The organism is Brevibacillus invocatus, assembly GCF_003710915.1.
GTDB classification, from domain to species: domain Bacteria; phylum Bacillota; class Bacilli; order Brevibacillales; family Brevibacillaceae; genus Brevibacillus; species Brevibacillus invocatus.
Genome location: NZ_RHHR01000036.1, coordinates 46,302 through 69,728 on the forward strand (window position 1 = coordinate 46,302; position 23,427 = coordinate 69,728).

At 49.3% G+C, this 23,427-nt stretch carries 18 protein-coding genes; all 18 read left to right on the plus strand.

Annotation, left to right across the window (positions count from 1 at the left end):
* The first annotated feature begins 243 nt into the window (after window positions 1-243).
* Window positions 244-2,247 carry an endonuclease MutS2 gene (locus EDM52_RS18250; RefSeq protein WP_122910386.1) on the plus strand — a complete coding sequence of 668 codons (2,004 nt, stop codon included), beginning with the start codon at window positions 244-246 and terminating at the stop codon, window positions 2,245-2,247.
* 386 nt (window positions 2,248-2,633) lie between these two features.
* Entirely contained in the window at window positions 2,634-2,843 is a 210-nt protein-coding gene (locus tag EDM52_RS25730) for a bis-aminopropyl spermidine synthase family protein (RefSeq protein WP_122910387.1), read from the plus strand.
* Between the two features lie 179 nt (window positions 2,844-3,022).
* The gene (locus tag EDM52_RS18260) at window positions 3,023-3,706 is read left to right on the plus strand and encodes a DUF2306 domain-containing protein (RefSeq protein ID WP_122910388.1); all 684 of its coding nucleotides are present in this window, start codon (window positions 3,023-3,025) and stop codon (window positions 3,704-3,706) included.
* A gap of 61 nt (window positions 3,707-3,767) precedes the next feature.
* Entirely contained in the window at window positions 3,768-4,907 is a 1,140-nt protein-coding gene (locus EDM52_RS18265; protein ID WP_122910389.1) for an aminopeptidase, read from the plus strand.
* 141 nt (window positions 4,908-5,048) lie between these two features.
* Window positions 5,049-5,936 carry an NAD(P)-dependent oxidoreductase gene (locus tag EDM52_RS18270; RefSeq protein WP_122910390.1) on the plus strand — a complete coding sequence of 296 codons (888 nt, stop codon included), beginning with the start codon at window positions 5,049-5,051 and terminating at the stop codon, window positions 5,934-5,936.
* 273 nt (window positions 5,937-6,209) lie between these two features.
* The gene (locus tag EDM52_RS18275) at window positions 6,210-7,286 is read left to right on the plus strand and encodes an extracellular solute-binding protein (RefSeq protein WP_122910391.1); all 1,077 of its coding nucleotides are present in this window, start codon (window positions 6,210-6,212) and stop codon (window positions 7,284-7,286) included.
* Between the two features lie 95 nt (window positions 7,287-7,381).
* Window positions 7,382-8,512: an ABC transporter ATP-binding protein gene (locus EDM52_RS18280; RefSeq protein ID WP_122910392.1), complete on the plus strand. Its 1,131-nt coding sequence runs from the start codon at window positions 7,382-7,384 to the stop codon at window positions 8,510-8,512.
* Window positions 8,512-10,218 (plus strand): ABC transporter permease, encoded by a 1,707-nt coding sequence (locus EDM52_RS18285; RefSeq protein ID WP_122910393.1) that lies wholly within the window; start codon window positions 8,512-8,514, stop codon window positions 10,216-10,218. The genes EDM52_RS18280 and EDM52_RS18285 overlap by 1 nt, the downstream gene beginning before the upstream one ends.
* A gap of 38 nt (window positions 10,219-10,256) precedes the next feature.
* Window positions 10,257-11,027 carry an HAD-IIA family hydrolase gene (locus tag EDM52_RS18290; protein ID WP_122910394.1) on the plus strand — a complete coding sequence of 257 codons (771 nt, stop codon included), beginning with the start codon at window positions 10,257-10,259 and terminating at the stop codon, window positions 11,025-11,027.
* Window positions 11,028-11,077: 50 nt separating this feature from the next.
* Window positions 11,078-11,635 carry a glycerol-3-phosphate responsive antiterminator gene (locus EDM52_RS18295; protein WP_122910395.1) on the plus strand — a complete coding sequence of 186 codons (558 nt, stop codon included), beginning with the start codon at window positions 11,078-11,080 and terminating at the stop codon, window positions 11,633-11,635.
* 147 nt (window positions 11,636-11,782) lie between these two features.
* Window positions 11,783-13,498: a glycerol-3-phosphate dehydrogenase/oxidase gene (locus EDM52_RS18300; protein WP_122910396.1), complete on the plus strand. Its 1,716-nt coding sequence runs from the start codon at window positions 11,783-11,785 to the stop codon at window positions 13,496-13,498.
* Between the two features lie 81 nt (window positions 13,499-13,579).
* Window positions 13,580-15,268, plus strand: coding sequence for a HAMP domain-containing methyl-accepting chemotaxis protein (locus EDM52_RS18305; protein ID WP_122910397.1), 1,689 nt, complete (start codon window positions 13,580-13,582; stop codon window positions 15,266-15,268).
* Between the two features lie 223 nt (window positions 15,269-15,491).
* Complete coding sequence (cas6, locus tag EDM52_RS18310; protein ID WP_122910398.1) at window positions 15,492-16,169, plus strand: type I-MYXAN CRISPR-associated protein Cas6/Cmx6; 678 nt, start codon at window positions 15,492-15,494, stop codon at window positions 16,167-16,169.
* Window positions 16,144-18,522 carry a CRISPR-associated helicase Cas3' gene (cas3, locus tag EDM52_RS18315; protein ID WP_122910399.1) on the plus strand — a complete coding sequence of 793 codons (2,379 nt, stop codon included), beginning with the start codon at window positions 16,144-16,146 and terminating at the stop codon, window positions 18,520-18,522. Before cas6 ends, cas3 begins: the two co-directional genes overlap by 26 nt.
* On the plus strand, window positions 18,507-20,048 hold the full coding sequence (gene cas8a1, locus EDM52_RS18320) for a type I-MYXAN CRISPR-associated Cas8a1/Cmx1 (RefSeq protein WP_148038777.1): 1,542 nt from the start codon (window positions 18,507-18,509) through the stop codon (window positions 20,046-20,048). The genes cas3 and cas8a1 overlap by 16 nt, the downstream gene beginning before the upstream one ends.
* 3 nt (window positions 20,049-20,051) lie before the next feature.
* Window positions 20,052-20,999: a DevR family CRISPR-associated autoregulator gene (locus EDM52_RS18325; protein WP_122910401.1), complete on the plus strand. Its 948-nt coding sequence runs from the start codon at window positions 20,052-20,054 to the stop codon at window positions 20,997-20,999.
* A 16-nt stretch (window positions 21,000-21,015) separates the two neighbouring features.
* Window positions 21,016-21,663, plus strand: coding sequence for a type I-MYXAN CRISPR-associated protein Cas5/Cmx5/DevS (gene cas5 / locus EDM52_RS18330; RefSeq protein ID WP_122910402.1), 648 nt, complete (start codon window positions 21,016-21,018; stop codon window positions 21,661-21,663).
* Window positions 21,664-21,761: 98 nt separating this feature from the next.
* On the plus strand, window positions 21,762-23,414 hold the full coding sequence (locus tag EDM52_RS18335) for a type I-MYXAN CRISPR-associated endonuclease Cas4/Cas1 (RefSeq protein WP_122910403.1): 1,653 nt from the start codon (window positions 21,762-21,764) through the stop codon (window positions 23,412-23,414).
* The last annotated feature ends 13 nt before the right edge of the window (window positions 23,415-23,427 follow it).

Sequence of the window (23,427 nt, forward strand, 5' to 3'; positions counted from 1 at the left end):
CACTTTTTAGGGTGCAGGAACGGTTATTGCTGTTTTTGCATGACCAGTTGCGGTCACATCTATTTTTCAAAAGGGCAGAGAATGACACTCGTTCATTCTCTGCCCTTTTTTATACTATCGGAAAGTTTAAGTGCGCTAAAGCGCTAAAAAGATTAGCGGAAGATAGTATAAGTGCAACTAAGGCTCCGCCAAAAGCTTGGCGTAGCCAAGTTTTCTAATTTTTCTCTAAAGGAGCGATCAAGCATGAATCAAAAAGCTTTGCAACGATTGGAATACGACAAAATCAAAGAGACATTGATGGGATACGCCATCTCGTACATGGGCAAGAAGCAGGTGGAGGCGATGAGTCCCATGACCTCGATGAAGCTTCTGCGCAAAAAGCTCGACGAGACGGCTGAAGCCAAGGAATTACTCCAATACGGAGCAAGTGTGCCCATCCCTTCCCTGGAAGGAATGGAGAATATCCTCAACCTGTTGGGCAAGGGGTATGTGTTTAGCGAGAAGGATTTTACTCATCTGTATCAATTTTTGACCAGCTGCGCACAGCTCGTGAAATACATGGCAGCGAAATCCGATGCAGCCCCTCATGTCAGCGCATATGCTTCCTCGATGTCCTTGATGAACAAATTGAAATCCGAGATCGAGCAGAGCATCCGGCATGGGCAAGTCATCGATACCGCTAGCAAGGATTTATTGAAAGTGCGAAAACGCATTGTAGTCTTCGAAGAACGTCTGAAAAGCAAGCTCGACTCCCTGATGAGCAAATATCGTTCGATCATGCAAGAGAACGTGATCAGCACGCGAAATGGGCGGTATGTGATCCCGATCAAAAAAGAATATCGCCGCCAAGTAGCCGGGATGGTCCTGGACGAGTCGGCCAGCGGGCAAACCGTCTACATGGAACCGACGGAAGTGAGCCATTTGCAGTTTGAGCTGAATGGACTGAAGGGTGAGGAAGAGAGGGAAGTCACCAAGGTCCTGATGGTCTTATCTGCCTTGGTAGAGGAGTTTACCGCTGATTTGCAAGTGAACGTGGAGACGGTAGGTGTCTATGATTTTCTTTTTGCCAAAGCGAAATATGCGCTTGCCATCGGAGGCGCAAACGTGGAATTGAACGAACAGGGTTTCATCCGTGTGAAGGAAGCGAGACATCCATTGCTGGGCAAACAGATGGTTCCCCTGAATTTTGAGATCGGGTATCGATACAAATCGCTCATCATCACAGGGCCGAATACAGGCGGGAAAACACTTACGCTTAAAACCGTAGGACTATTAACCGTCATGGTTCAGTCTGGTCTGTTGGTACCGGTGCAGGAAGGAAGCCTGTTCTCTACGTTCAATCACATCGCGGTAGATATAGGGGATGGTCAAAGCATCGAGCACGCCTTGAGCACTTTTTCCGCTCATATTCACAACGTCATTGAGATCTTGAAAATCACAGACGCTTCGACGCTTGTCCTGATCGATGAGATGGCCTCCGGTACCGACCCGGGTGAGGGAGTCGGCCTGTCTATTGCGATACTGGAAGAGCTGAACAAGAGAGGTGCGACGGTAGTAGCAACGACGCATTTCAATGAAATCAAAAACTTTGCTGCGGCAACGAAGGGCTTTGAAAATGCGCGAATGGAGTTCGATACGCAGACGCTTCAACCGCTGTATCGATTGCGGATCGGAGAGGCGGGGCAGAGCTACGCTTTTTCCATTGCCCTAAAAATCGGCTTGCCTAACGAAATCATCGAACGATCCAGAGAGCTTACCGCGAGAGGAGCAGAGCCTGCTCACGTTATCGATTCAGCACCAGACCAGTTAGAATCCGATGCAGCTGCAAGCCATGACCAGGCAGAGCTAGAACAAGAGTCACCCGTGATTTTAGCCCCTGAAAAGCATGCTGAGCCACTAGCGATTCCAACGGTTGAGTCAACGGAACCGGCAGCCGAAGTCGAAGCAGCGCCTCTGCCTGAAAAGCCTTTTGAGCGCGGAGATGCCGTCTATGTTTCTTACCTGGGAAGGACCGGAATCGTCTATGAAAAAGAGGATGCGAAGGGCATTGTAGGCGTCCTGATCCAGAACCAGAAATACAAGATCAATAAAAAACGGCTTGTCCTGCACATCGAAAGCAAGGATTTATACCCTGAAAATTACGATCTGGACATCGTTTTTGAAACAAAGGAAAACCGGAAAAGGCGAAAAATGATGGGCCGCAAATATGTCGAAGGCCTTTCAATCGAAACCAAGTCAGAGGAGTGATGCCATGCAGGACTTTATAGAACAAACAGGTACTCGCGTCAGGCTGGAAGAAGGAAATCATGTGATCGAGAGGCTGCTGCTGTCGTGTTATTTCGATCCGGGTATTGCCACCAAGGAGCTGGCACGCAGAACACTGCTGCCTGTTCCTGTAGCAGCTGCGATCAAAAAGGAACTGATACGGGCAGGAGCTTTGATACAAAAAAACGGGGTTCAATGTACGAGCGAAGCCAGGGAATGGATCGAACAGGTTAGGGGGTATAGCGGTTTGAACAAGCTGTTCTATCTGGAGATCATGGAGATCAGCATGGATGACTTGAGCGGTCATCCTGTGCTGGCAGAGATTCTGGCGATCCTCGAAGACATCTTCAGGATGAGGCCGCAGGTAAATGTACAGATCGATCAGTCGAAATGCACACCGGAGACCAGCTTGCGCAGAGCGGTTCATTGGCCATATTTTGGAGATCGCAAACCGAGAAAATCTGCCTATTCACTGCCATCACCGGGACTTGCGGCAGCCTCTCCCGAACAGATTGTATCAGAAATACGATTGCTTTTTTACTGATCCACCCGTAAGCATGACATGTTTCAGCTTGTAGAAAAAAAGGTCATCTCATTATCTTGAAAACCAGGAAGGAAGAGTGGGGGCGTCCATGCCCTCTCTTTTCCATTTGAAAAAATTTATATTTGTCAGGTATTGGTTTTTTGGTTTTGATCCCGTATAGTGACGTTGTGATCAAAATCCAAGCAGCAAGCGATGATGAAAGGTTGGTCATCTATGTCTTTATTTTCTCTTTTTAAGTATGCGCACATCGTTGCCGGATTCGTCGCTCTACTCGTGTTCTGGATTCCTGTCGTGACCAAAAAAGGGGGAAAAGCTCATCTTCGCGTGGGCTGGCTCTACGTCGCGGCGATGGGAGTCGTGGCGGTATCTGCCCTGTACATGGGCATTTGGCGCATCTTTTTTGATCCGGAGCGTACGGCAGACAGTGTTGCGTTTGCCTGGTTTCTGATCTTTATCTCGATCTTGAGCTCCGCTACAGCGTGGCATGGAATCCGGGTGCTGCGCTACAAGAAGCGCAAGTCCGCTCACCGGCAGTATGCCGATTTGTTTGTCTCCGGGCTTTTGCTAGTTTCCGGTATCGCGATCTCCTGGTATGGGTTTACGATCGATTTTCCTTTGCTGAGCTGGTTTCCGTTGATCGGGATTGCGCTTGGGGCAACTCAGCTGGGGTACTGGCTTCGTCCTCCCAAGGAGCGAATGCACTGGTGGTTCGAGCATTTGGGTGGCATGCTTGGCTGCTGCATTGCTACCGTTACAGCGTTCACCGTATTTGGCGCTCCCCGCCTTTTGGCTATTGATTCGGTATCGATTCTGCTGTGGTTTATGCCGGCGATCATCATGGTTCCACTCATCATCGGCTTCTCGATCTACTATCGCAGGAAGTTTTCCCGCCTCTGATCTTCTTCTGACAATCCGACTGTACACTTGAGGAAAAGTCGAGGAAAAGGAGCTGTTGACGATGAAAGATGAACGCTTGGTAAAAATGGCGCACAACATCCTTCACTACAGCCTGGATGTACAGCCTGGGGAACATATTTTGATCAATGTGGTAGACCAAGGAGAGCCTTTGGCAGTTGAGCTGATCAAGCAAATGTATGCAAAAGGGGCCTATCCTCATATACGCTTCACCCGTCCAAAGCTGCAGCGCGAATGGATGAAGGGCTTGACCAGAGAGCAGCTTGTAGAGTCTTTGCGCATGGAGGAATCGCTGTACTTCGGTCTGCAAGGGTATATCGGGATACATGGAGAAACCAACGACAGCGAGATGAGCGATGTGCCGCAGGAAAAAGGAAGACTGTACTCTGAACAGTTCCAGCATATTGCACACTACATCGACAACAAGACCAAAGGACTTCGGATCAATTATCCAACCCCGTCGATGGCGCAGAAAGCGAATATGTCGACAGAAGCGTTTGAAGATTTTTATTTCGACGTATGTTCGCTTGATTACCAGCGGATGGCAGACGCCTGCCAGCCACTCTACGAGCTGATGGACAAGACAGATCGCGTGCGGATCGTGGGGCCGGGGACAGAGCTGACCTTTTCTATCGAAGGAATTGGGACTCGCACCGCAGTTGGCAAGCGCAATATGCCTGACGGAGAGGTGTACACATCACCCGTACGTGACTCTGTACAGGGAGTCATCAGCTACAACACGCCAAGCTCCTACAAAGGAACACTGTTCGAAAATATCCGCCTAACTTTCCGCGACGGCAAAATCGTAGAGGGTACCGCCAACAACAGTGCCAAGCTGAATGAAATCCTGGACAGCGACGAAGGAGCACGCTACATCGGTGAGTTTGCTATCGCCTTCAATCCGTTGATTCTGCATCCGATGGGGGATACATTGTTCGACGAAAAAATCGCCGGCAGCTTTCATTTGACTCCGGGGCGCGCGTATGAGGAAGCGGATAATGGCAACAGAAGCACGGTGCATTGGGATTTGATCAGCATCCAACGGCCCGAATACGGCGGCGGTGAGATCTGGTTTGACGACGTGTTGATTCGAAAGGACGGTCTGTTCGTCCACCCGGCACTATTGGGAATGAACCCGGATGCGCTCACTTCCTTTTCACAGGAGCTTTCCAACCCGTCTTGATCATAACGCAAAGGGCAATTGATCGCACGGGGTCTTTGATCAAATTCCAGAGAAGGAAAAAAGAGTCGGAAGGACTTTTGACTGCCATTCCAGAAATATACCTCTGAGAATTAGCGACAATAACGACGAGGAGTGGCGAAAATGGCAGTACAGACAGAGAAAAAAGTGATCGGCTTTGTCGGGACAGGTGTGATGGGAAAAAGCATGGCTTCCCACTTCCTGACAAGAGGCTATTCTGTACTTGTTTATACCCGCAGCAAGGAAAAGGCGGAGGAGTTGCTTGCTCAAGGTGCGGTCTGGAAGGAGCGGGTCGCCGATTTGGCCAGCGAAGCCAATGTCATCATCACGATGGTGGGCTATCCGCATGATGTAGAGGAAGTGTATCTGGGTGAAGAGGGGATTATCAACCATGCCCAGCCAGGTACGTACCTGATCGACATGACCACCTCGAAGCCGACGTTGGCACAGCACATCTACGAAGAAGCGAAGAAACATTCGCTCTATTCGCTCGATGCCCCTGTATCGGGAGGCGATATCGGCGCTCGTGATGCGAAACTGACGATCATGGTTGGAGGAGATCAGCAGGCCTTTGACGAGATGGCTCCACTGCTCAAAATCATGGGTACCAACGTCATCCTGCAAGGCGGACCGGGCGCTGGCCAGCACACCAAGATGTGCAACCAAATCACGATTGCCAGCAATATGCTCGGCGTTTGCGAAGCGATCTCCTATGCGAAAAAGGCAGGCCTCGATCCAACCCGTGTGCTGGAGAGCATCGGGTCAGGTGCGGCGAACAGCTGGTCTTTGACGAATCTCGCCCCGCGTATGATTGCAGGCAACTACGCTCCTGGCTTTTACATCAAGCATATGATCAAGGACATGGCGATCGCGCTGGAAACAGCAAAAGAGCTGGGTCTTTTGACACCAGGGCTGGAATTGGCAAAATCGCTCTACGACGAAATGGCGGCAGAGGGCGAGGAAAACAGCGGTACACAGGCATTGATCAAGTGGTACGAAAAACAACGTTAAGATTTTGTGAAAAAAATGAAAGTGTTTTCATTGACAAATTTGGACAGTATCCCTATAATTCCCTTTAGAATACTTGTTAATCGACAATAAACAGTTCACATACGGTTAGGCGGAGAAAATGGAGAAAACCCTTACCCGTAAACACATGTCCCTAGGGGAGAAGTGTGTTTATGTGTGTGTAAGGGTTTTTTCCTTTTTTCTATGCCGATCACTTGTGCTGAACGAATGTGTCGATTGCATAGTTGATCCAAACAATAGAGAGGGGTCAGAAAAATGAAAAAAAGAAATTGGTTTCATGGAGTTGCGGCGGCAGCATTGCTCACATCTGTCGTGCTCACAGGTTGCTCTTCCTCTGAGGGTTCTTCCACAGGTTCGCCTACCACTGGCGGGGGAGAAGCTGGAGGCAAGAAAGAGCTAGGTTCCATTGCTTTTTATTCACCAGAGACACCTGATATGACCAAACAGATGGGACAAGCATTTGAAAAGCAAAACCCAGGTTCTTCTGTTAACGTGCAATACGCGGGTACCAACGTGCTCGTAAACCGCATGATCGCGGAAAAAGACAATCCGATGGCTGACCTCTGGTATGGCGGTGGTGGATTCCTGCCGTTCGAGTCTGCAAAGGATAAAGGCATTATCACTTCTTATACACCGGAAGCAATCAAGGATTGGCCAGAGGTACGCGATGGCATCAAAATCCGCGACAAGGATTGGAAATGGATCGGGGCAGAAGTATTCGTACTGGGCTTCGTCTACAACACAGACCTGGTGAAGCCAGAAGATCTGCCAAAAACATGGGATGATTTGCTCGATCCAAAATGGAAAGGCAAAATTCAAATGCCTAACCCGGCAGCATCGGGTACAGCTACCCTCTTGGTTCTGAGCCAACTGATGGAAAAAGGCGATGAAGCAGGTTGGGCATATTTCGAGAAACTGGTAGATCAGATGAGCGCAATTCCGGATTCTGGTTCCGCACCTACGAAAGCGGTTGCAAAAGGGGAAGCACTGATCGGTATTGGCTTTGACTTTATGGCGTATGAAAACAAAGCAAAAGGCGAAAAAGTAGACTTTATCGTTCCTGAAAAAACACCTATTATCGTAAACCCTGTATCTCTGGTAGAAGGCGGACCAAACCCAGACGGCGGAAAAGCACTCATCGATTACCTGCTCTCCAACGAAGGACAACAGACGCTGGCTGACTGGTACCACATTCCAATCTCCAAGGATGTTCAATCCAAGACTCCATTGACGCTGGAGAAAGTCATTCCTCACGCACAGGAGCTGGATGTGGATTGGGTTGTACAAAACTATGACCGCGTGCGTAACGAATGGCGTCAAAAATTCCAATAAACGGTCATGACCGTTTATTGGCAGACCGCTAGCGGTCACATTATGTTTAATGAAAAACGTCGAGACGTTTTTCACAGAAAAAGGGGGATCTTCCAATGGGATCGGTGAAGATTGAACACTTAAACAAACAATATAACGGAAACACCGCTTTGGAAGATGTCAGTCTGGAGATTCAAGAGGGCGAGTTCTTCGCCCTCCTGGGTCCATCCGGTTGCGGGAAAACGACCACGATGCGTTGCGTTGCCGGCTTTGAGACACCGACCTCCGGCAATATTTACATCGGGGATCGCAATGTAAACCAGATTCCGGCAAACCAGCGCAACTGCGGGATGGTTTTCCAAAGCTACGCCTTGTTTCCACATCTCAATGTATTTGAGAATGTTGCATACAGTTTGAATATTCGCCGTTTTTACGAGGGCGGTATGGGAACGAAGATCGCGACGCTGGCACATATGCTGAACAGAAGACTCGGCAAGGTGGACCGCGTTACAGAACAAAAAGTGCGCGATGCCCTCGACTTTGTAGAGTTGGGACATCTGGCTGATCGTCTGCCAGGTCAATTGTCCGGCGGTCAGCAACAACGCGTGGCCTTGGCTCGTGCCCTGGTGATGGAGCCTGCCGTTCTGTTGATGGATGAACCGCTCTCCAACCTGGATAAAAAGCTGCGCAACGTGATGCGCGTCACGATTCGCCAGATCCAGCAAAAAGTTGGGATCACGACGATTTTCGTAACACACGATCAGGAAGAAGCGATGAGCATGGCAGACCGGGTAGCGGTCATGCACGGCGGACGTCTGGTGCAGGTGGATACGCCGACTGCTCTGTACAGCAATCCGGGCACGAAGTTCGTCGCAGATTTCGTAGGGTCTTCCAATATTTATAATGGTTCAACTAAAGGGGTAAATGAATTTGGTGAAACCCTGATTCAGATCGGTGCAAATCAACAGCTTCGCTCCACGTACCCTACCAGCAAGAAGGACGTGGAAGTCATCATTAGACCTGAGAGCATTCGTCTGTTGACGGGTGATACAGCCGCAAGCGATGAGAACATTTTGGATGGAACGATTGAACTATCCACTTATCTGGGGCCGACGATCCGATATGATGTTAAGGTTGGCGAGTTGCGCTTTGAGGTTGATACGGTGTTTGAAGCGGGCAGTCCAATCCTGCCATCAGGAACAGTAGTGAAACTGCAAATTGATCCGAATCGCGTGGTGGCGCTATGATGAAACGCTTGGCATCCCAATTAAACGGTTTTACGGTTCTCAAGTGGCTTATTTATCTCTTTTTCTTTGTATTCTTGCTCGTTCCGCTATTCTCCATCCTGATTGTCAGCTTCACAGGACAGCCGGTGAATATTTTCGGCAGCTTTACCAGCGCCAAAATATTCAACTCGACGATGGAGAAGCTGTCGAATATGTCGCTGGAGGCGTACACCTCGATCTTTAGCGAGGGGAACAGCTACTTTGCAGCCCTGATCAACAGCTTGCAGCTGGGAACGGGCGTAGCTGTACTGGTTACGCTGATCGTATTGCCTATCGCTTACGCCTTCGCGCGTACGGCTATGCCGTTTAAGGCTTTCTTTGCAGCACTGTGCACGATTCCATTGATCATGCCTACCTTCATTTCGTCCCATGCCTTCATCCTGATGTTCGGGAAAACAGGCTGGGTGACGCAAATCTACCATAGCTTTGGCGGAGAAGGTGTGTTGTTTGATGTACAGTCCATGCTGGGGATTGTGCTGGTTCAAGTCTTTTTCTTTTTTCCGTATGCCTTGTGGCCGATGGTGGCAGCGTTCAAGATTTCGGATGCTACCTTGGAAGAGGCTTCGCAAAATCTGGGTGCGAGAAGCTGGTACACGTTTTTGCGCGTCACGCTGCCACTCGCCGTACCGGGCATTGTCTCCAGTATGCTCTTGATTTTCACGGTCAGCTTCTCCGATTTCGGTACGCCGATTATTTTGGCACCGAAGGATTTGAATCTGATCGTGGTGGAGTCCTACCGCGAGATTGCCGGATTCTTTAATTGGGCAGGTTCAGCGGTTCTCACTGTGATCATGCTGATCGTGGCTGCCTTCTTCTTCTGGCTGCAGCGCCTGGTGATCAAAGGAAGAGAATACGGAACCATCTCCGGAAAACCGACCAAGCAAAAGCTGAACGATCACAAAGGCACGATCACTGGCCTGACGATTTATACGTTTCTGATTATACTCATCCCGATGCTTGCACTGGGTTCGGTCTTTCTTTCCTCGATTGCGACGACATGGGGACACCAGGCCCTGCCAGACGGCTACACCCTGGATCACTACAAGACGATCTTCAGCATTTCCGGCAAAAACATCTGGAACAGTATGGTGCTGGCTGGCGGTACGCTGGTTCTGAGCGTGGTCATCTCTACATTCGTTTCCTACTTTGTCGTACGTCGCGGTTCGGGTGGACTTGATTTCGTTTCCTCCATTCCGTTGATCGTACCGGGGATTGCGCTCGGGATTGCGTTGATCCAAACCTTTAACACGATGCCTCTCCATTTGACAGGTACGGCATTGCTCTTGATCATCGCGTATACGATTCGCAGGATGCCATACATGATTCGTTCGACGATGAGCTCGATGATGGCGATCCGCAAAGACATTGAAGAAGCGGCAGTCAGCTTGGGTGCATCGAATCTCGTGGCTGCGATTACGGTCATCGGACCATTGATGCTGCCGGGAATTGCGGCGGGAGCGATTCTGGTTTTTGTCACGGTCATTAAAGAAACCAGTATCTCGATTCTTCTCGCACCAACAGATTGGGCACCAATGAGCTTGGCCGTATTCCAAAACCTGCTGCGCGGTGAATATTATACAGCGTGTGCGATGGCGATCTTGATTATCGTGATTGTTATCATTCTCCAGTCACTGGCGAAGAAAATCACGAAGGATCAGCTTTATTAATGGGATGACGGAACAGGAATGACAGGAGTGAGTCAGACATGAAGGGATTTATTTTTGATCTGGACGGTACCGTCTACCTGGGTGACCAGTTGATCGACGGTGCAGTGGAAGCCATACAAGCCTTGCGCGACAGAGGGGATAAAGTCGTTTTTCTCTCCAACAAGCCGATTGCAACCAGACAGTCGTACGCACATAAATTGACGAAGATGGGAATTCCGACTGGCATAGAGGATGTCCTGAATTCATCGCTGATCGTTGCACGTTATTTGCAAAAGGTTTGCCAGCTGGGAGACAAGGTTCTGGTGGTTGGGGAAGAACCGATTCGGGATGAATTGCGCGAGCACGGCATCACGATGAGCGAGAATCCGCTGGAAGTGAAATACGTCGTCCTATCCTGGGACCGCCATTTTACGTATGACCGACTCAATGACTTGTATCAGGCCGCTATCCGTGGAGCTGTCGTGATTGCCTCCAATCCAGATCGCACCTGCCCGTTGGAGGATGGAACGATACCGGATACGGGTGCTTTGATCGGTGCTTTGGAAGGGGCGACGGGTGCCCCGATCGATCTGGTTGTCGGCAAACCTTCTCCGATCGCGGCTGAAGCGGCTGTACAACATCTGGGTCTGGATTATTCCGCTTGCTATATGGTCGGAGATCGTCTGGAAACAGACATCAAAATGGGGAATGACACCGGAATGAACTCCGTCCTGGTACTGACGGGAATCAGCACGCGCGATATGGCGAGAACCAGCGAGCATAGTCCACGCTATATTTTGAATAGCATTAAAGAAATCGTTAACCTGTAATCAGCCATGCTATAATGGGGATGAATTCCAGTGTAATGGAGGTTAACGGAATGTACCCGATTGTTGATCTGGTTGATTGCCAGACAATTGCCGCAGTTCAGGACGAACAGCATTTGGAGATTGCGATCCAAAGCGAGGCGAACATCATTTTTCTGCTCACTGGTTCCATTTTCAACATCAAGGAACTGGTGGATCGAGTGAGGGCCGTCGGTAAACACGTATTTTTGCATATGGAGTTTATTGAAGGGATTGCAGCAGATAAAAGCGGTGTGGCTTACGTCGCCAAAAATATCGCACCTACGGGAATCATCTCGACGCGCAGCAACCTGATCCGGGTGGCGAAAGAGATGAACCTGATGGCGATTCAGCGTATCTTTCTGATCGATCGCAATGCTGTGATCAAAGGAATAAAGGTGATCGAACAGTCCCTACCCGATGCGGTCGAGGTGATGCCAGGTGTGATGCCCCGTGTCATCCAGGAGATGACGAACCTGACACCGCTGCCGATCATTGCTGGCGGATTGATCGATACCAAAAAAGAGATTAACGACGCTTTAGCCGCCGGAGCACTGGCTGTCTCTGTCGGAACAACTGAATTGTGGTTTTAGTTCCATAGCATTTTCAATAGGGAAGAGAACAGGAGAACCCCCTATGGAGAAGCTGCAACTTGTATGTGATCAAGTTGCTCTTTTCCATGGGGGTTTTTTCTATTTCGGTAAAGAACCAGCATGTGCTGGAAGAGAGGGAGAGCGGAGATGGACACACATTTTTCTGCACATAATCGGACTGCTGTCCTCACCAGAATGGCAGAGAAGGAGTTGGACCTGCTCGTCATTGGCGGAGGTATTACAGGTGCGGGAATCGCATTGGATGCAAGCCAACGGGGGATTCGAGTCGGGCTCTTGGAAAAAAGCGACTTCGGATCGGGCACCAGCAGCCGTTCGACGAAGCTGATTCACGGCGGGCTTCGATATTTGAAGCAAGGGGATGTCAAGCTAGTACAGGAGGTTGGCCGTGAACGCGCGATTCTGTACAAAAACGCCCCACATCTGGTCATTGCTGCACCGATGCTTTTACCCATTTACAAAGGCGGAACGTATGGATACCTGGCCTCTTCGGTGGGGCTGTACGTCTATGATTGGCTGGCAGGCGTAGAGCGAAAAGAACGGCGCAAAATGTTGAGCAGAGAAGAAACCTTGCGCCTTGAGCCTTTGCTGAAAAAGGAAGGCTTGAAGGGTGCCGGATTTTATTACGAGTATCGGACAGATGATGCCCGACTTACGCTGGACATCATGAAGACAGCATGGAGCAAGGGAGCAAACATCGTCAACTACGCAAATATGACCGAATTTATTTATCGCAACGGCAAAGCTGTCGGTGTCAAGGTAACCGATCGCCACACGGGTGAGAGCTACGACATCTACGCGAAAAAAATCGTCAACGCTACGGGCCCTTGGGTGGATGGGGTGCGCAAGCTGGATAACTCGCTGAAAGGAAAGCGTCTCTATCTGACAAAGGGCGTGCATCTCGTCGTGGAAAAAGAGAAGCTGCCTGTGACGCAATCCGCTTATTTCGATACGCCGGATGGCCGTATGGTGTTCGTCATTCCTCGTGGCAAGATCACTTACGTAGGGACGACCGACACCAGCTACAAGCAGGAGATTGATCAGCCTCGCACCACAAAGGAAGATCGCAATTATTTGCTTCGTGCAGTAAATGCCATGTTCCCGGACGTGAAGCTCGAAGAAAAAGATGTCGTTTCGCACTGGGCAGGACTTCGCCCGCTGATTTACGAGGAAGGCAAGGGACCGTCCGAGCTGTCTCGCAAAGACGAGATCTTCATCTCGGATTCCGGGTTAATCACGATTGCAGGCGGAAAGCTGACCGGATTCCGCAAGATGGCGGAAAAAGTCGTGGATTTGGTCGCGGAGGATCTGTCTAAAGCGCAAGGCCGTCCATTTGGTACTTGCAAGACGGATCAGGTCGTGGTCAGCGGTGGAGAGCGCTTGGGTCATACCGATTATGAGGCGTGCAAACAGGAATTGCTGGAAACCGGCGTCTCCAAGGGTGTGGATGCTTCCACCGCACAGGAGTGGATCGATACCTATGGGACCAATACCCAGCATATCTACAATCGTCTGGAAGCGGTTCGAGAAAAAGGTCAGAAGCTAAATGAAGAGCAGCTTCTCCGAGCGCAGCTGTCTTATGCCATCGAAGAGGAAATGACCACGACAGCAGTCGATTTTCTGCGACTGCGTACGGGATGGACGTATTTCCAGGTCAAGAAAGCTGAAGCCAAGGCAGATGCGGTGGTTCGCCTGATGGGCGAGAAGCTGGGCTGGAGCGAAGCGGATCGGGAAAGAGAACGAGCTGCCATCGATCATCTGCTGGATACGATCTACAATCTTCCACAAAATGAGGATGAGATCGCTCCTTCGTCCCATCCACACACAACCAGAAAAGCGCAGTAGGCTACGTGGAGAAAAAGGTCCCTGTATTAGCTCAGTTTCTTTTTCTCCCTATTATTTCTCACCTGACATGGAGGGTAGGGTATGCGGCATACTGTTGGAACCAAATTGTTTGCAGGTTTTTTATGCATGCTGATCCTGATGGCCGGATTAGGCTGGCTAGGGCTGCGCACGGAGAATCAAATCAACAGCAAGGCGGAAGAGATCAACGAAAACTGGCTCCCCAAGACGACGGCTATCATGACAGTGAAATACTTGACCAAGCATTTCTTTGCCTTACAGCTTCAATACGTGGGCACCAACGATGAAAGAAAACAAATCTTTTTTCATGAGCAAGCACAAGAGACGATGGAGCAGATCCAGGAACAGTTTTCGCGCTACGAGCAGCTGCAGCTGAGCAGTGAGGAAGAGAAGTTTTTCCATTCTTTGAAATCCTCCTGGGCCAACTACCAAGCGGCGTATCAGAGCATGGTAGAGCAGAATGGGGGAATATCGCTTCAGGATTTGCAGCGCGAAGCAGACACCATGTTTCAGGTGATGGAGGGGTATTTGACCAACCTGGTGCGCTTGAGTGAGGAGGGTGCAGCGGCTGCCACGGCCCAAGCAGCTTCCGTGCATGAAACGGGAAGAATGGAAACCATGATCAGTATGGGAGTAGCTCTGCTGATCAGCCTGCTGCTTTCCATCCTGCTGACTCGGCACATCCGTACCCCGCTGCTTCAGGTCGTGCAGGCAGTGAAGCTGGTGACAGCAGGACAAATCGGACACGGGCAGCTCCATATCAAAAACAGGGACGAGATTGGCGAACTCGCGAAGCATGTCGATGAAATGCGAAACAAGCTGCGAGAATTCACTGCGCAAGTGAATGAAACGGCGCACCATGTCACCCGGTCCTCGGTAGAGTTGAGTGGTCATGCAGGGGAGACCCTATCAGCAAGCAACGAGATCGCCTCTTCGCTCCAGGAAATTTCTGCGGGTACGGATGCTACAGTGGCCAGCGCAGAAGAGAGCGCCAGGGCGATGGAAGAGATGGCCATTGGCATTCAGCGTGTCGCCGAATCTACTGCTACACTTGCAGAGGCTTCTCTGCTGGCCGAGCAGGAAGCCCAACACGGGATTCATTCGCTGGTAAAAGCAACAGCCCAGATGGAGGCGATCACCGTAGCGATGGACGAGTCTACGACGGCAATTCAGCAGCTAGGTGAAAGCTCACAGCAGATTCAGCAAATCGTAGAGATGATTACCCAGATCGCATCCCAGACCAATCTGCTTGCACTCAATGCCGCCATTGAGGCAGCGCGTGCTGGCGAACAGGGCAGAGGCTTCTCTGTCGTAGCGGAGGAAGTACGGGAGCTGGCGGAACGTTCGAACCAATTTGCCAAGCAGATCGCAGTGTTGATCGGGAACGTACAGGAAGAGTCCTCACAGGCGGTAGAATCTATGAAGAAGATGTCCCAAGATGTGTACGACGGTGCAGCAGTCGTCAAGTCAGCCGAGTCTGCATTCGATCAGATCACACGGGGAATGGGGCAAATCACCAGTCAGGTACAGGAGGTCTCCGCGATCACGGAGGAGATGTCCGCAAGCGTCGAGCAGCTATCGGCTTCCGCAGCGCAGACTGCTTACGTGGTCAAAGGAGCAGCGGAGCAGACGCACAAGATCGTGGCCGCGACACAGACGCAGGTGCGTGCCAGCGAGGAAGTGACGGCGTCAACGCTGTCGCTGGAGAAGCGGGCGGAGGATTTGAAGCAGGCAGTGGGATGGTTTCGGTGACAGTAGAGGATAAAGTGAAAGCATATGATTACAGTCTGGAACGAGAATTGTGTTCCGGACTGTTTTTTTATAGGGGAAATCAGAGATGAAATGTATGTGAAGCAGAAAAATGTCGAATCTTGAGAGTTACAGGTGTTATCATTCGGAAAATAGGGTATATTGGAAATATGTAGGAGAAATTACCTAATTCTATTAAAAAAAATCCAAATAGAGAGGTGAAAAGATGTCTATTGATCAGATTGAATCAGTAGTTCGTATCCGGTTTCCCTTGACGGGCGCTATCGATGTGCCACTCGATCATGCTGAAGCGTTATATGGAGCTTTATCGAGAATTTGCCCGTATGTACATGCCTCAGCCGAAGTGCGCATTTCTCCTGTAAAAGGGATGTATACAACACAGAAACGATTGGTTCTCGCCGATCAAGGAAGCTTCTATATTCAGGCAACTGCTTACTCTATTCCTCATCTTCTTCGTTTGGCAGGTAAATCTATTAGGATCGGACAAAATCGCCTGTACATCGGGATCCCTACCATTCATTCACTTACTCCTGCTTCCAATCTTCTGGCCAGAGTGGTCGTTGTAAAAGGAAAACAGACGGAAGAAGAGATGCACTCCTATCTGCGAAAAGAAATCAGTACCCGTTTTGGAGCCATTCTACAACACGAATACAACCTGCATATCCTCAGAAGGCGCGTACTCAAGTTGCACGGCAAGCTGATTTACGGTTTTGGCGTCGCTATAACCGATATTTGCGACGACAAACTGTCTTTGCAGATACAGGCAATTCCCATTGGTTCACGCATGAAGTACGGATGTAGCTTCTTTATGCCCGGGGAGTGGACGAGGAGTCAGAGGGATACCGACGCTTCCTTGCATGTGGTGGATTCAATTGAAGCGTAATCGTTTGATGGCAAAGGGATCCGGTGCTGATACCTCATCGCTTGAGAACGCTGCACATTTACTCATCGTGCATGCTGCCAACGTTTCGCGTGCATGTGTCAAGTTGGCGGATTGTGTAGGCGAGAGGGCTTTTCACAACATGGGGATGGCAGTAGACACTGTTCAGTTGCGAAAACATCTAGAGTGGTTTGGATGGCTGCATGATCTGGGAAAAGCGAATAGCCATTTCCAGAGTATCCTCATCCATTCAGGCCATCCAACTACTGTCCAAATGTTAAGGCATGAAGCAGTTTCAGGCATCCTAATGAACCTGGAACCGAATTTGTGCAAGTGGCTGCATTTGTTTCCAGATGACACTCGATACCTGTTATTGAGCGCTGTTGTTGGACACCATATCAAATTTGACAGAGGAGTAACAGCCAGACCTTCTACAGAAATGCAAGTACTGACGTCAAATCCTGAATGGTTGGAGATCTTGCAGGAAATCAGCAGTCATTTCCAGCTACCCGATCCGGTACCATCCAGTCAAAATCTTGTCATGTCATTTACCAAGCGCGACTTGGCTCTTAGAGCAGCAGACGAATTGACCAAACTGCAAAGAGAACTGGAAAAATGGGCCCTGAAATTTAGAACGAACAACGATGTAAAGAAACGCTTGGCTCTGACCAAAACGTTGGGCATCGCCGGAGATGTCGTGGCCAGTGCACTTGGAGAATTAGGACAGTCTGCTGATGAGATAGAGGAATACATTGATGATCATCTGGTTGGAACAGGATTGACGCAGACAGATCTGGACGAATTGCTTGAGAAAAGCATGAGATCTCATGGAAAAGCGATCTCATTGAGGTCGTTTCAAAAGGAAGCCGCCACGTCTACGAGTACTGTAACACTGATCGAAGCGGGATGTGGTTCAGGTAAAAGTCTGGCTGCCTATCTGTGGGCAAAGTCCTGGTGCCGTAGTCATCCGGGTAGATTGTTCTTCTGTATGCCGACGATGGGTACAGCGACGGAACAGTATCTGGATTATGCGTTGCACGGAGATGTAGGGGCGAAGCTAATACATTCCAAAGCAAATGTCGATTTGGAGCGAATCCGAACACTGTTAGCCGATCAGGTAGAGGAAGATGGGCTGGATGCATCCGAAAGATTTCACAAACAACAGGATGTCGTCGAATCGTTGGCGATTTGGAGCACTCCTCTGGTCGTCTGTACGGTAGATACGGTATTAGGGTTGTTAGTTAACTCCAGACGTGCACTCTATAGTTTTCCAGCTATAATGAACGGACTGTTCGTTATAGATGAAATTCACGCCTTGGACGAGCGTATGTTCAAACTTCTACTTGCTTTTTTGAAATACTTCCCGAATCTTCCTGTACTCCTTATGACCGCTTCCCTGCCTGATTGGAAAAAACAATTACTCTATCAGGTAAGAAATGATCTACATGTGATCAGCGGCCCTCAAGAACTGGAAGAATTACAGAGATACCAGTTGGTTCAAGATGTGCAATCAGAGGAAGTGCAGTCTTGGATCAGACAAACGCTCGCTGACGGGGGCAAGGTGTTATGGGTACGCAATCAGGTGGAATGGGCGATGGAAACCTATCGGGAGTGCCAGAAATTATTCCCGGAGTGTGATGTCGAGGTGTATCACTCCCGCTTTCGTTACAAGGATCGAAGTGAACGCCATCGCAAGGTCATCGATCAGTTCAAGGAACACAACAAGCCCATAATTCTGGTCGCCACCCAAGTGGCGGAGATGTCTCTGGATCTATCGGCGGATTTGCTGATATCCGATATTGCGCCTATACCAGCTTTGATCCAGCGGCTGGGACGTGTGAACAGAAGAGCAACTCCTGACCAGACTGTACTTCCCAAACCAGCACTGATTCTCCCGCTGGAAGGAAACAACTGCAACCCGTACAAGGAGGAGGAGCTGAAGTGTGCGCAGGCGTGGATTGCATCCCTGATTCAATTAAATCGGACTATATCTCAAAAAGATTTGAAAGAAATCTCAGCCATGCATGAACAGGAAAGGAAGATTTCACTAACGGAAGTGGAACAAATTGCGAACTTTTTTTCTGGTATGTGGGAAACGAGTCCCCATTCATTACGCGAGCCTGGGTATACCGTGCCAGTACTTCTCGAATCGGACGTATTCGCATATCGCAGGGAAAATGGGAAAGAACCGCACCGGGACTGGATCCGGGAACATGAGATTCAGATGCCGATTCGGAAAGAAATATTTCTGTGGCAAAAAGTACGCGGCATACCTGTGGCTCCAACCGGGGCTATCCAGTATAACTTCGACGTAATGACCAGTAGGGGGGAGGGAGCGACGTGGAGTATCAACTAATGTATCGTCTCCAAGACAAGGGATACACCGTGTATCATCGTGCAGCATTAGGCGGTCTGGCAGCGACGATTCACGCCTGGCAAACCAATCGATCTGATATTGCTCCACTTGATCTTAAGTACGAATATGACGAACAGAGCGTATCTATCGGCTGGGGAGAGGAAGTGTCCGACAAAGAGGCAATCATGCGCCTGCTGGCGGCTTCTTTTCGCTTGACGAGCAACAAGTTGATTGATCTTCCAGGTCTGGGGCTGGAGGATAATCAGGATGGGCTGCGGGTCGCGATTCACAACGGAATCACCGGAAGTTTTTTACAACATAACAAAATGAGGCCAGGAGAGAAGGAAAACAGAACCGTCAATGTCGCGATGGAGGAAGATGACGTTCAAATGGTTTCCTACAAAGGACTTTATAGCTATGCGCATCAAACAGCGCAGGGGACAGATTTATTTACGAAAAAAGGGGGACTGTCCAAGATAGCCACTATTCCCCAATCGTTGATTCCCGGTTCGACAGCTGGCTCTGGTGATCTGCAGGCATCGTGGAAAGAAGTATATTTACTGCTGTATCTCATAGTGGGAAGCCCGATCTATCTGTTGCGTCCGCGAATACAGCAAGAAAAATTACAGACAGCGATTATTGTTCCTTATGTGACTAATCTGATCGATTATACATTTACGATCAAACAGTTCGCTCGGTCGCCACAAAAAGCGAGACATTATGCCGATTATGACCGGCGAATTGTAGGTGGTGCACAGGAGGCGGGGATTCGCTTTGTAACGGAATTGTCACTGGAGCAAACGCTCAACTCCGAATGGGGTGGTGTAGGTGGATGTATGGTTGTAACGATGGGAAAGGTCTCTTGGGACAATAATCAGATCAACAGAAGCTCTACCTACCATATCGGCACGAATTACGAAGAGATTGACATTTATTTGGCTGCCTACCAATCCGCACTGGGTGGAGTCACCAAGCTGAAAACGAAAAAGGAGGGTATCTTCGCGATTCCTTCATCCTCGGTTCCTGCTCTAGTAGCTTCCAATCTGGCCAGTGAGCGTCACTGGTGTGCTGGGTTGCTGGATTTGGTTAAGGAACAGAAGGATTTTCGGAAATTGCTACCCCTGAAAGGAGGATTTCAAGCGATGAAAGAAGCGATTCGCAACAAGCAAGATCGCATTATCATTGAGGCATTTCATGAGGCGTGGAGACGAACGATGGGACAGATGGGTGAGCGTGCACGGCGTGAAGGACTGGATTTTACTAGACAACTGGAGGTAGAACAAGAAAAAATTCGCAACACCATTTTACGACTAAAGACTTCAGACTCACTGGCAAACTGGTTTTTGCGTTTTTGCGCATCCGCAACAGGTGGAGGGACCTTGTCCAGTTTTCAGACAAATATGAAAGAAATTCATGCCTTTATAACAGACGCTCGCAATTATGAACGTTTTCAAAACCTGTGCCTTTTTGCCCTGCTCAGTTATACAAAAGATGAAGCAAATCAAGCTCAAGAAGAGGAGAGATAAAAAATGGCAACTCATTACTTGTATGGAACGATATTGACCGGAGAGGGTGTTGCAGCCAATAACCGCGGTGACAATATAGGGAATACGACTACGCTGCAAAAAGTATTTCATCAGGATGATCTGCACACGAGTGTGTCAGCGGAAGCGATTCGGTTTGCGATTCGTTATCGGTTTCAGCTTGAAGGCTTGCCTGTGAATCGAAGCTATGATTCCAGCCTGGGAAAACTGTTATATGAAAACGAAAAACGAACCTATTGGAATGGTACAGGAACTCCTTTCATCGATGATGATTTGATGGGATTCATGGATGCGGCAGCAGCAAAAGCAGACCGTGAAGAAGAAGAGAGTAGTGACACGAAAAGTAAGACCAAAGGCAAGGGAAAGACAACACGTCGCCAAAGTCCCTTGGCGATCGGACGAGCTGTGTCTCTTAGACCGTATCGTGGAGAAATCACTTTTAACGCAGTGAGCGGAGAAAAGGAGAAAGGAAAGCTGTCCTTGTACAATGCTGAGATGCACACGACTGAGTATCAATATACATTCGGCTTAAATCTCGGAGATGTATTGAACAAGGAAAACATTTCGCATTTTCTGGATGCAATTGTGGATATGCCAGCCGTTGCAGGGAACCACGCCCGTTTTGCCTACGATTTTTCTCCGGCTTCACTTGTGCTTCGTGTTAGCAGTGCCCATTCTTCCAAAATTCATAACTGTTTTGAGCATAATGAAGATACACGTTCCTATACGGTTGAAAAGCTGATTCGTCGTGTAGAAAGCGGAGACATTGCGCCAAACGAGCTGATCGTCGGTGGTGAAATAGCAGAACGTGAGGAAGGAAAACAGTTGCAAACACTTGGTGTAGAAGTATTCGGGGGGACTCGGGCTGCAGCAGATGAAGCGAGACGACGTATTGTCCGTTTAGATCAAGCCTATTCCGTACTTGAGCGATAGGAACGAGGGGATTATAGTGTTAGCCATTTACATCGATGTTCCATATGCCAGTTTTCGCAAGTCTTTTGCCCGTTCCTATGCCGAGACGTATTTGTTGCCACCACCAGCTACTGTGTACGGTATGTTACTCTCGTTGGTCGGAGAAAAGCTACGCAGTGCCCATGAAGGTGTCAAGCTGGCTTTTGCTTATCGTAGAATCCCACAGGTAGCAGTAACGCTTCGCAAATTAAGTCGGTATAAATACGGGGAAGCGAAGAAACAGGAAACTCTTGGAAGTAAGCCGGATTTTGTAGAAACGGTTTGTGGAATAGAGTTAGTATGCTGGGTCGATTCCTCTGAGGAGTATGGTACGCACGAAGAGACGTTACAAGCCAGATTGGAAGAAGCTATTCATCGTCCTGAAACGGTTTCGCGGTATGGTGTTCTCAGTCTCGGACTAAGCGATGACATGGTGAATGAAGTGAGAGTGTGTCGATCATTAGAGGGCAAATGGCATCGCCTACTTCCTAAAGCAGATGGAGAAATGGAACTGCCAGTATGGGTGGATCATGTCGGAAGTGCCAAGACCAGGTGGCAAAGATTTCAGTTAGACGAGCACTCTGCAGAGCTGAACGAGCTGCCAGGCAGCACTGATTGGGAATGGGTACAAATTGTATCACCATAAGAACTACCATAATTTTTGATTGACAGGATGTTTGCTACACCCCGAAACAGGCGAAACTAGTACAAATGTTTCATCTATTGGTAAAAGGGGTGTAGGAGATGCAGGAGATTTCCCGAATTCAGGAAAAAGAGCCGCTGATCCGCGTCATGGCATTGCATGCTTTGGAATATTGCGAGAGACTTTTTTATCTGGAAGAAGTAGAGGAGATACGGGTAGCAGATGCTCGCGTCTACGATGGCAGAAGATTTCATGAGCTAGTGCCGGAGTATTCAGAGATAGAACGATTTGTTCTGGAAGATGAAGAACTCGGTATTATGGGCAAAATCGATTGTGTTCGTTCCAAAAAGGGAGAATGGATTCCGTTCGAGTACAAAAAAGGGAGAGCCCGCAAGGAAAGTGACGGTACTCCTGGTGCCTGGCCTTCCGATATCTTGCAGCTTGCCGCTTACGCCCTACTCCTAGAAAAGCATCACAAGCAATCCATCAGGGAAGGTCGTATCTACTACGGAACAGACCGAAGGACAGTTCAAGTACCCATTACACAGAGAGAACGAGACTGGGTACGCGATACGGTGGATCGGGCACGACAGTTGCGTGCAACACCGCTGAGACCGGATATCACTTCCAACGAGCGCCTTTGTAACCGTTGTTCACTGGCACCTGTCTGCCTGCCGGAAGAAGAGAGATTACTCATTTCTCCAGAGCGTGAAACGTTGCGTCTGTTCCCAGAGGATAAGGAGACCAGAGACGTACATGTTACTTCACCTGGATCTACAGTTCGAAAAAGCGGTGAAACGATTGTGGTAGAGACGAGAGATGGAAACAAAAGCAGCATACCCCTTGCCGAGGTCGGATCGTTGACGTTGCATGGCCCCTCACAGATCACAACCCAAACCTTGCATCTGTGTGCACAGAGAGGTGTCGCCGTTCATTGGATGACAGGGGGAGGCAAGTATATGGGGAGCCTGGCAAACGCAGCTGGCGGCGTGCAAAGACGGTTGAGACAATATAAGGGTTTGACCGATCCGGTATTACCCCATAGATTATCCGTTGCGTTGGTGTCCGCAAAGATAGAGAGTCAATTACGGTATATGCTGCGCATGTCTCGGGGCACCGAATCTCGTGTAATGTTGGAAGAAGACCTGCAGATGATCAAGACGATGCTGCGCAAAAGTCATCAAGCAAAAAGTAACGAGGAATTGCTTGGCTATGAGGGGAATGCCGCCCGTGCCTACTTTTCATGCCTGCGTTCCCTGACGCAAGATGATGTATCATCCGGCATGTCCTTTGTCCATCGGAGCAGACGACCGCCGAAAGACCCTGCGAACGTTCTGCTCTCCTTTCTTTATTCCATGCTGTATCGGGATTGTGTTCAGGCCATACTGACTGTTGGTCTGGATCCTACTATTGGCTTCTATCATCAGCCTCGTTCTTCTGCATACCCACTAGCCTTGGATCTGATGGAATTATTCCGGGTAGCATTGAGCGATATGGTCGTGCTTGGCTCCATTCATCGTGGGCAGTGGGATGTTGATACTGATTTTGAGATCGCCGGAGAGCATGTATGGCTGAATGAGACAGGAAGAAAAAAAGCGATCGCTCTCTATGAAAGACGCAAACAGGACAAATGGAAGCACCCTGTTATTGGATACTCCCTTTCCTATGCGCGACTATTGGAATTAGAGGTAAGATTACTAGAAAAAGAATGGTCCGGTCACCCTGGCTTATTTGCACTTAATCGATTGCGATAAGGGGGTGGAAGGG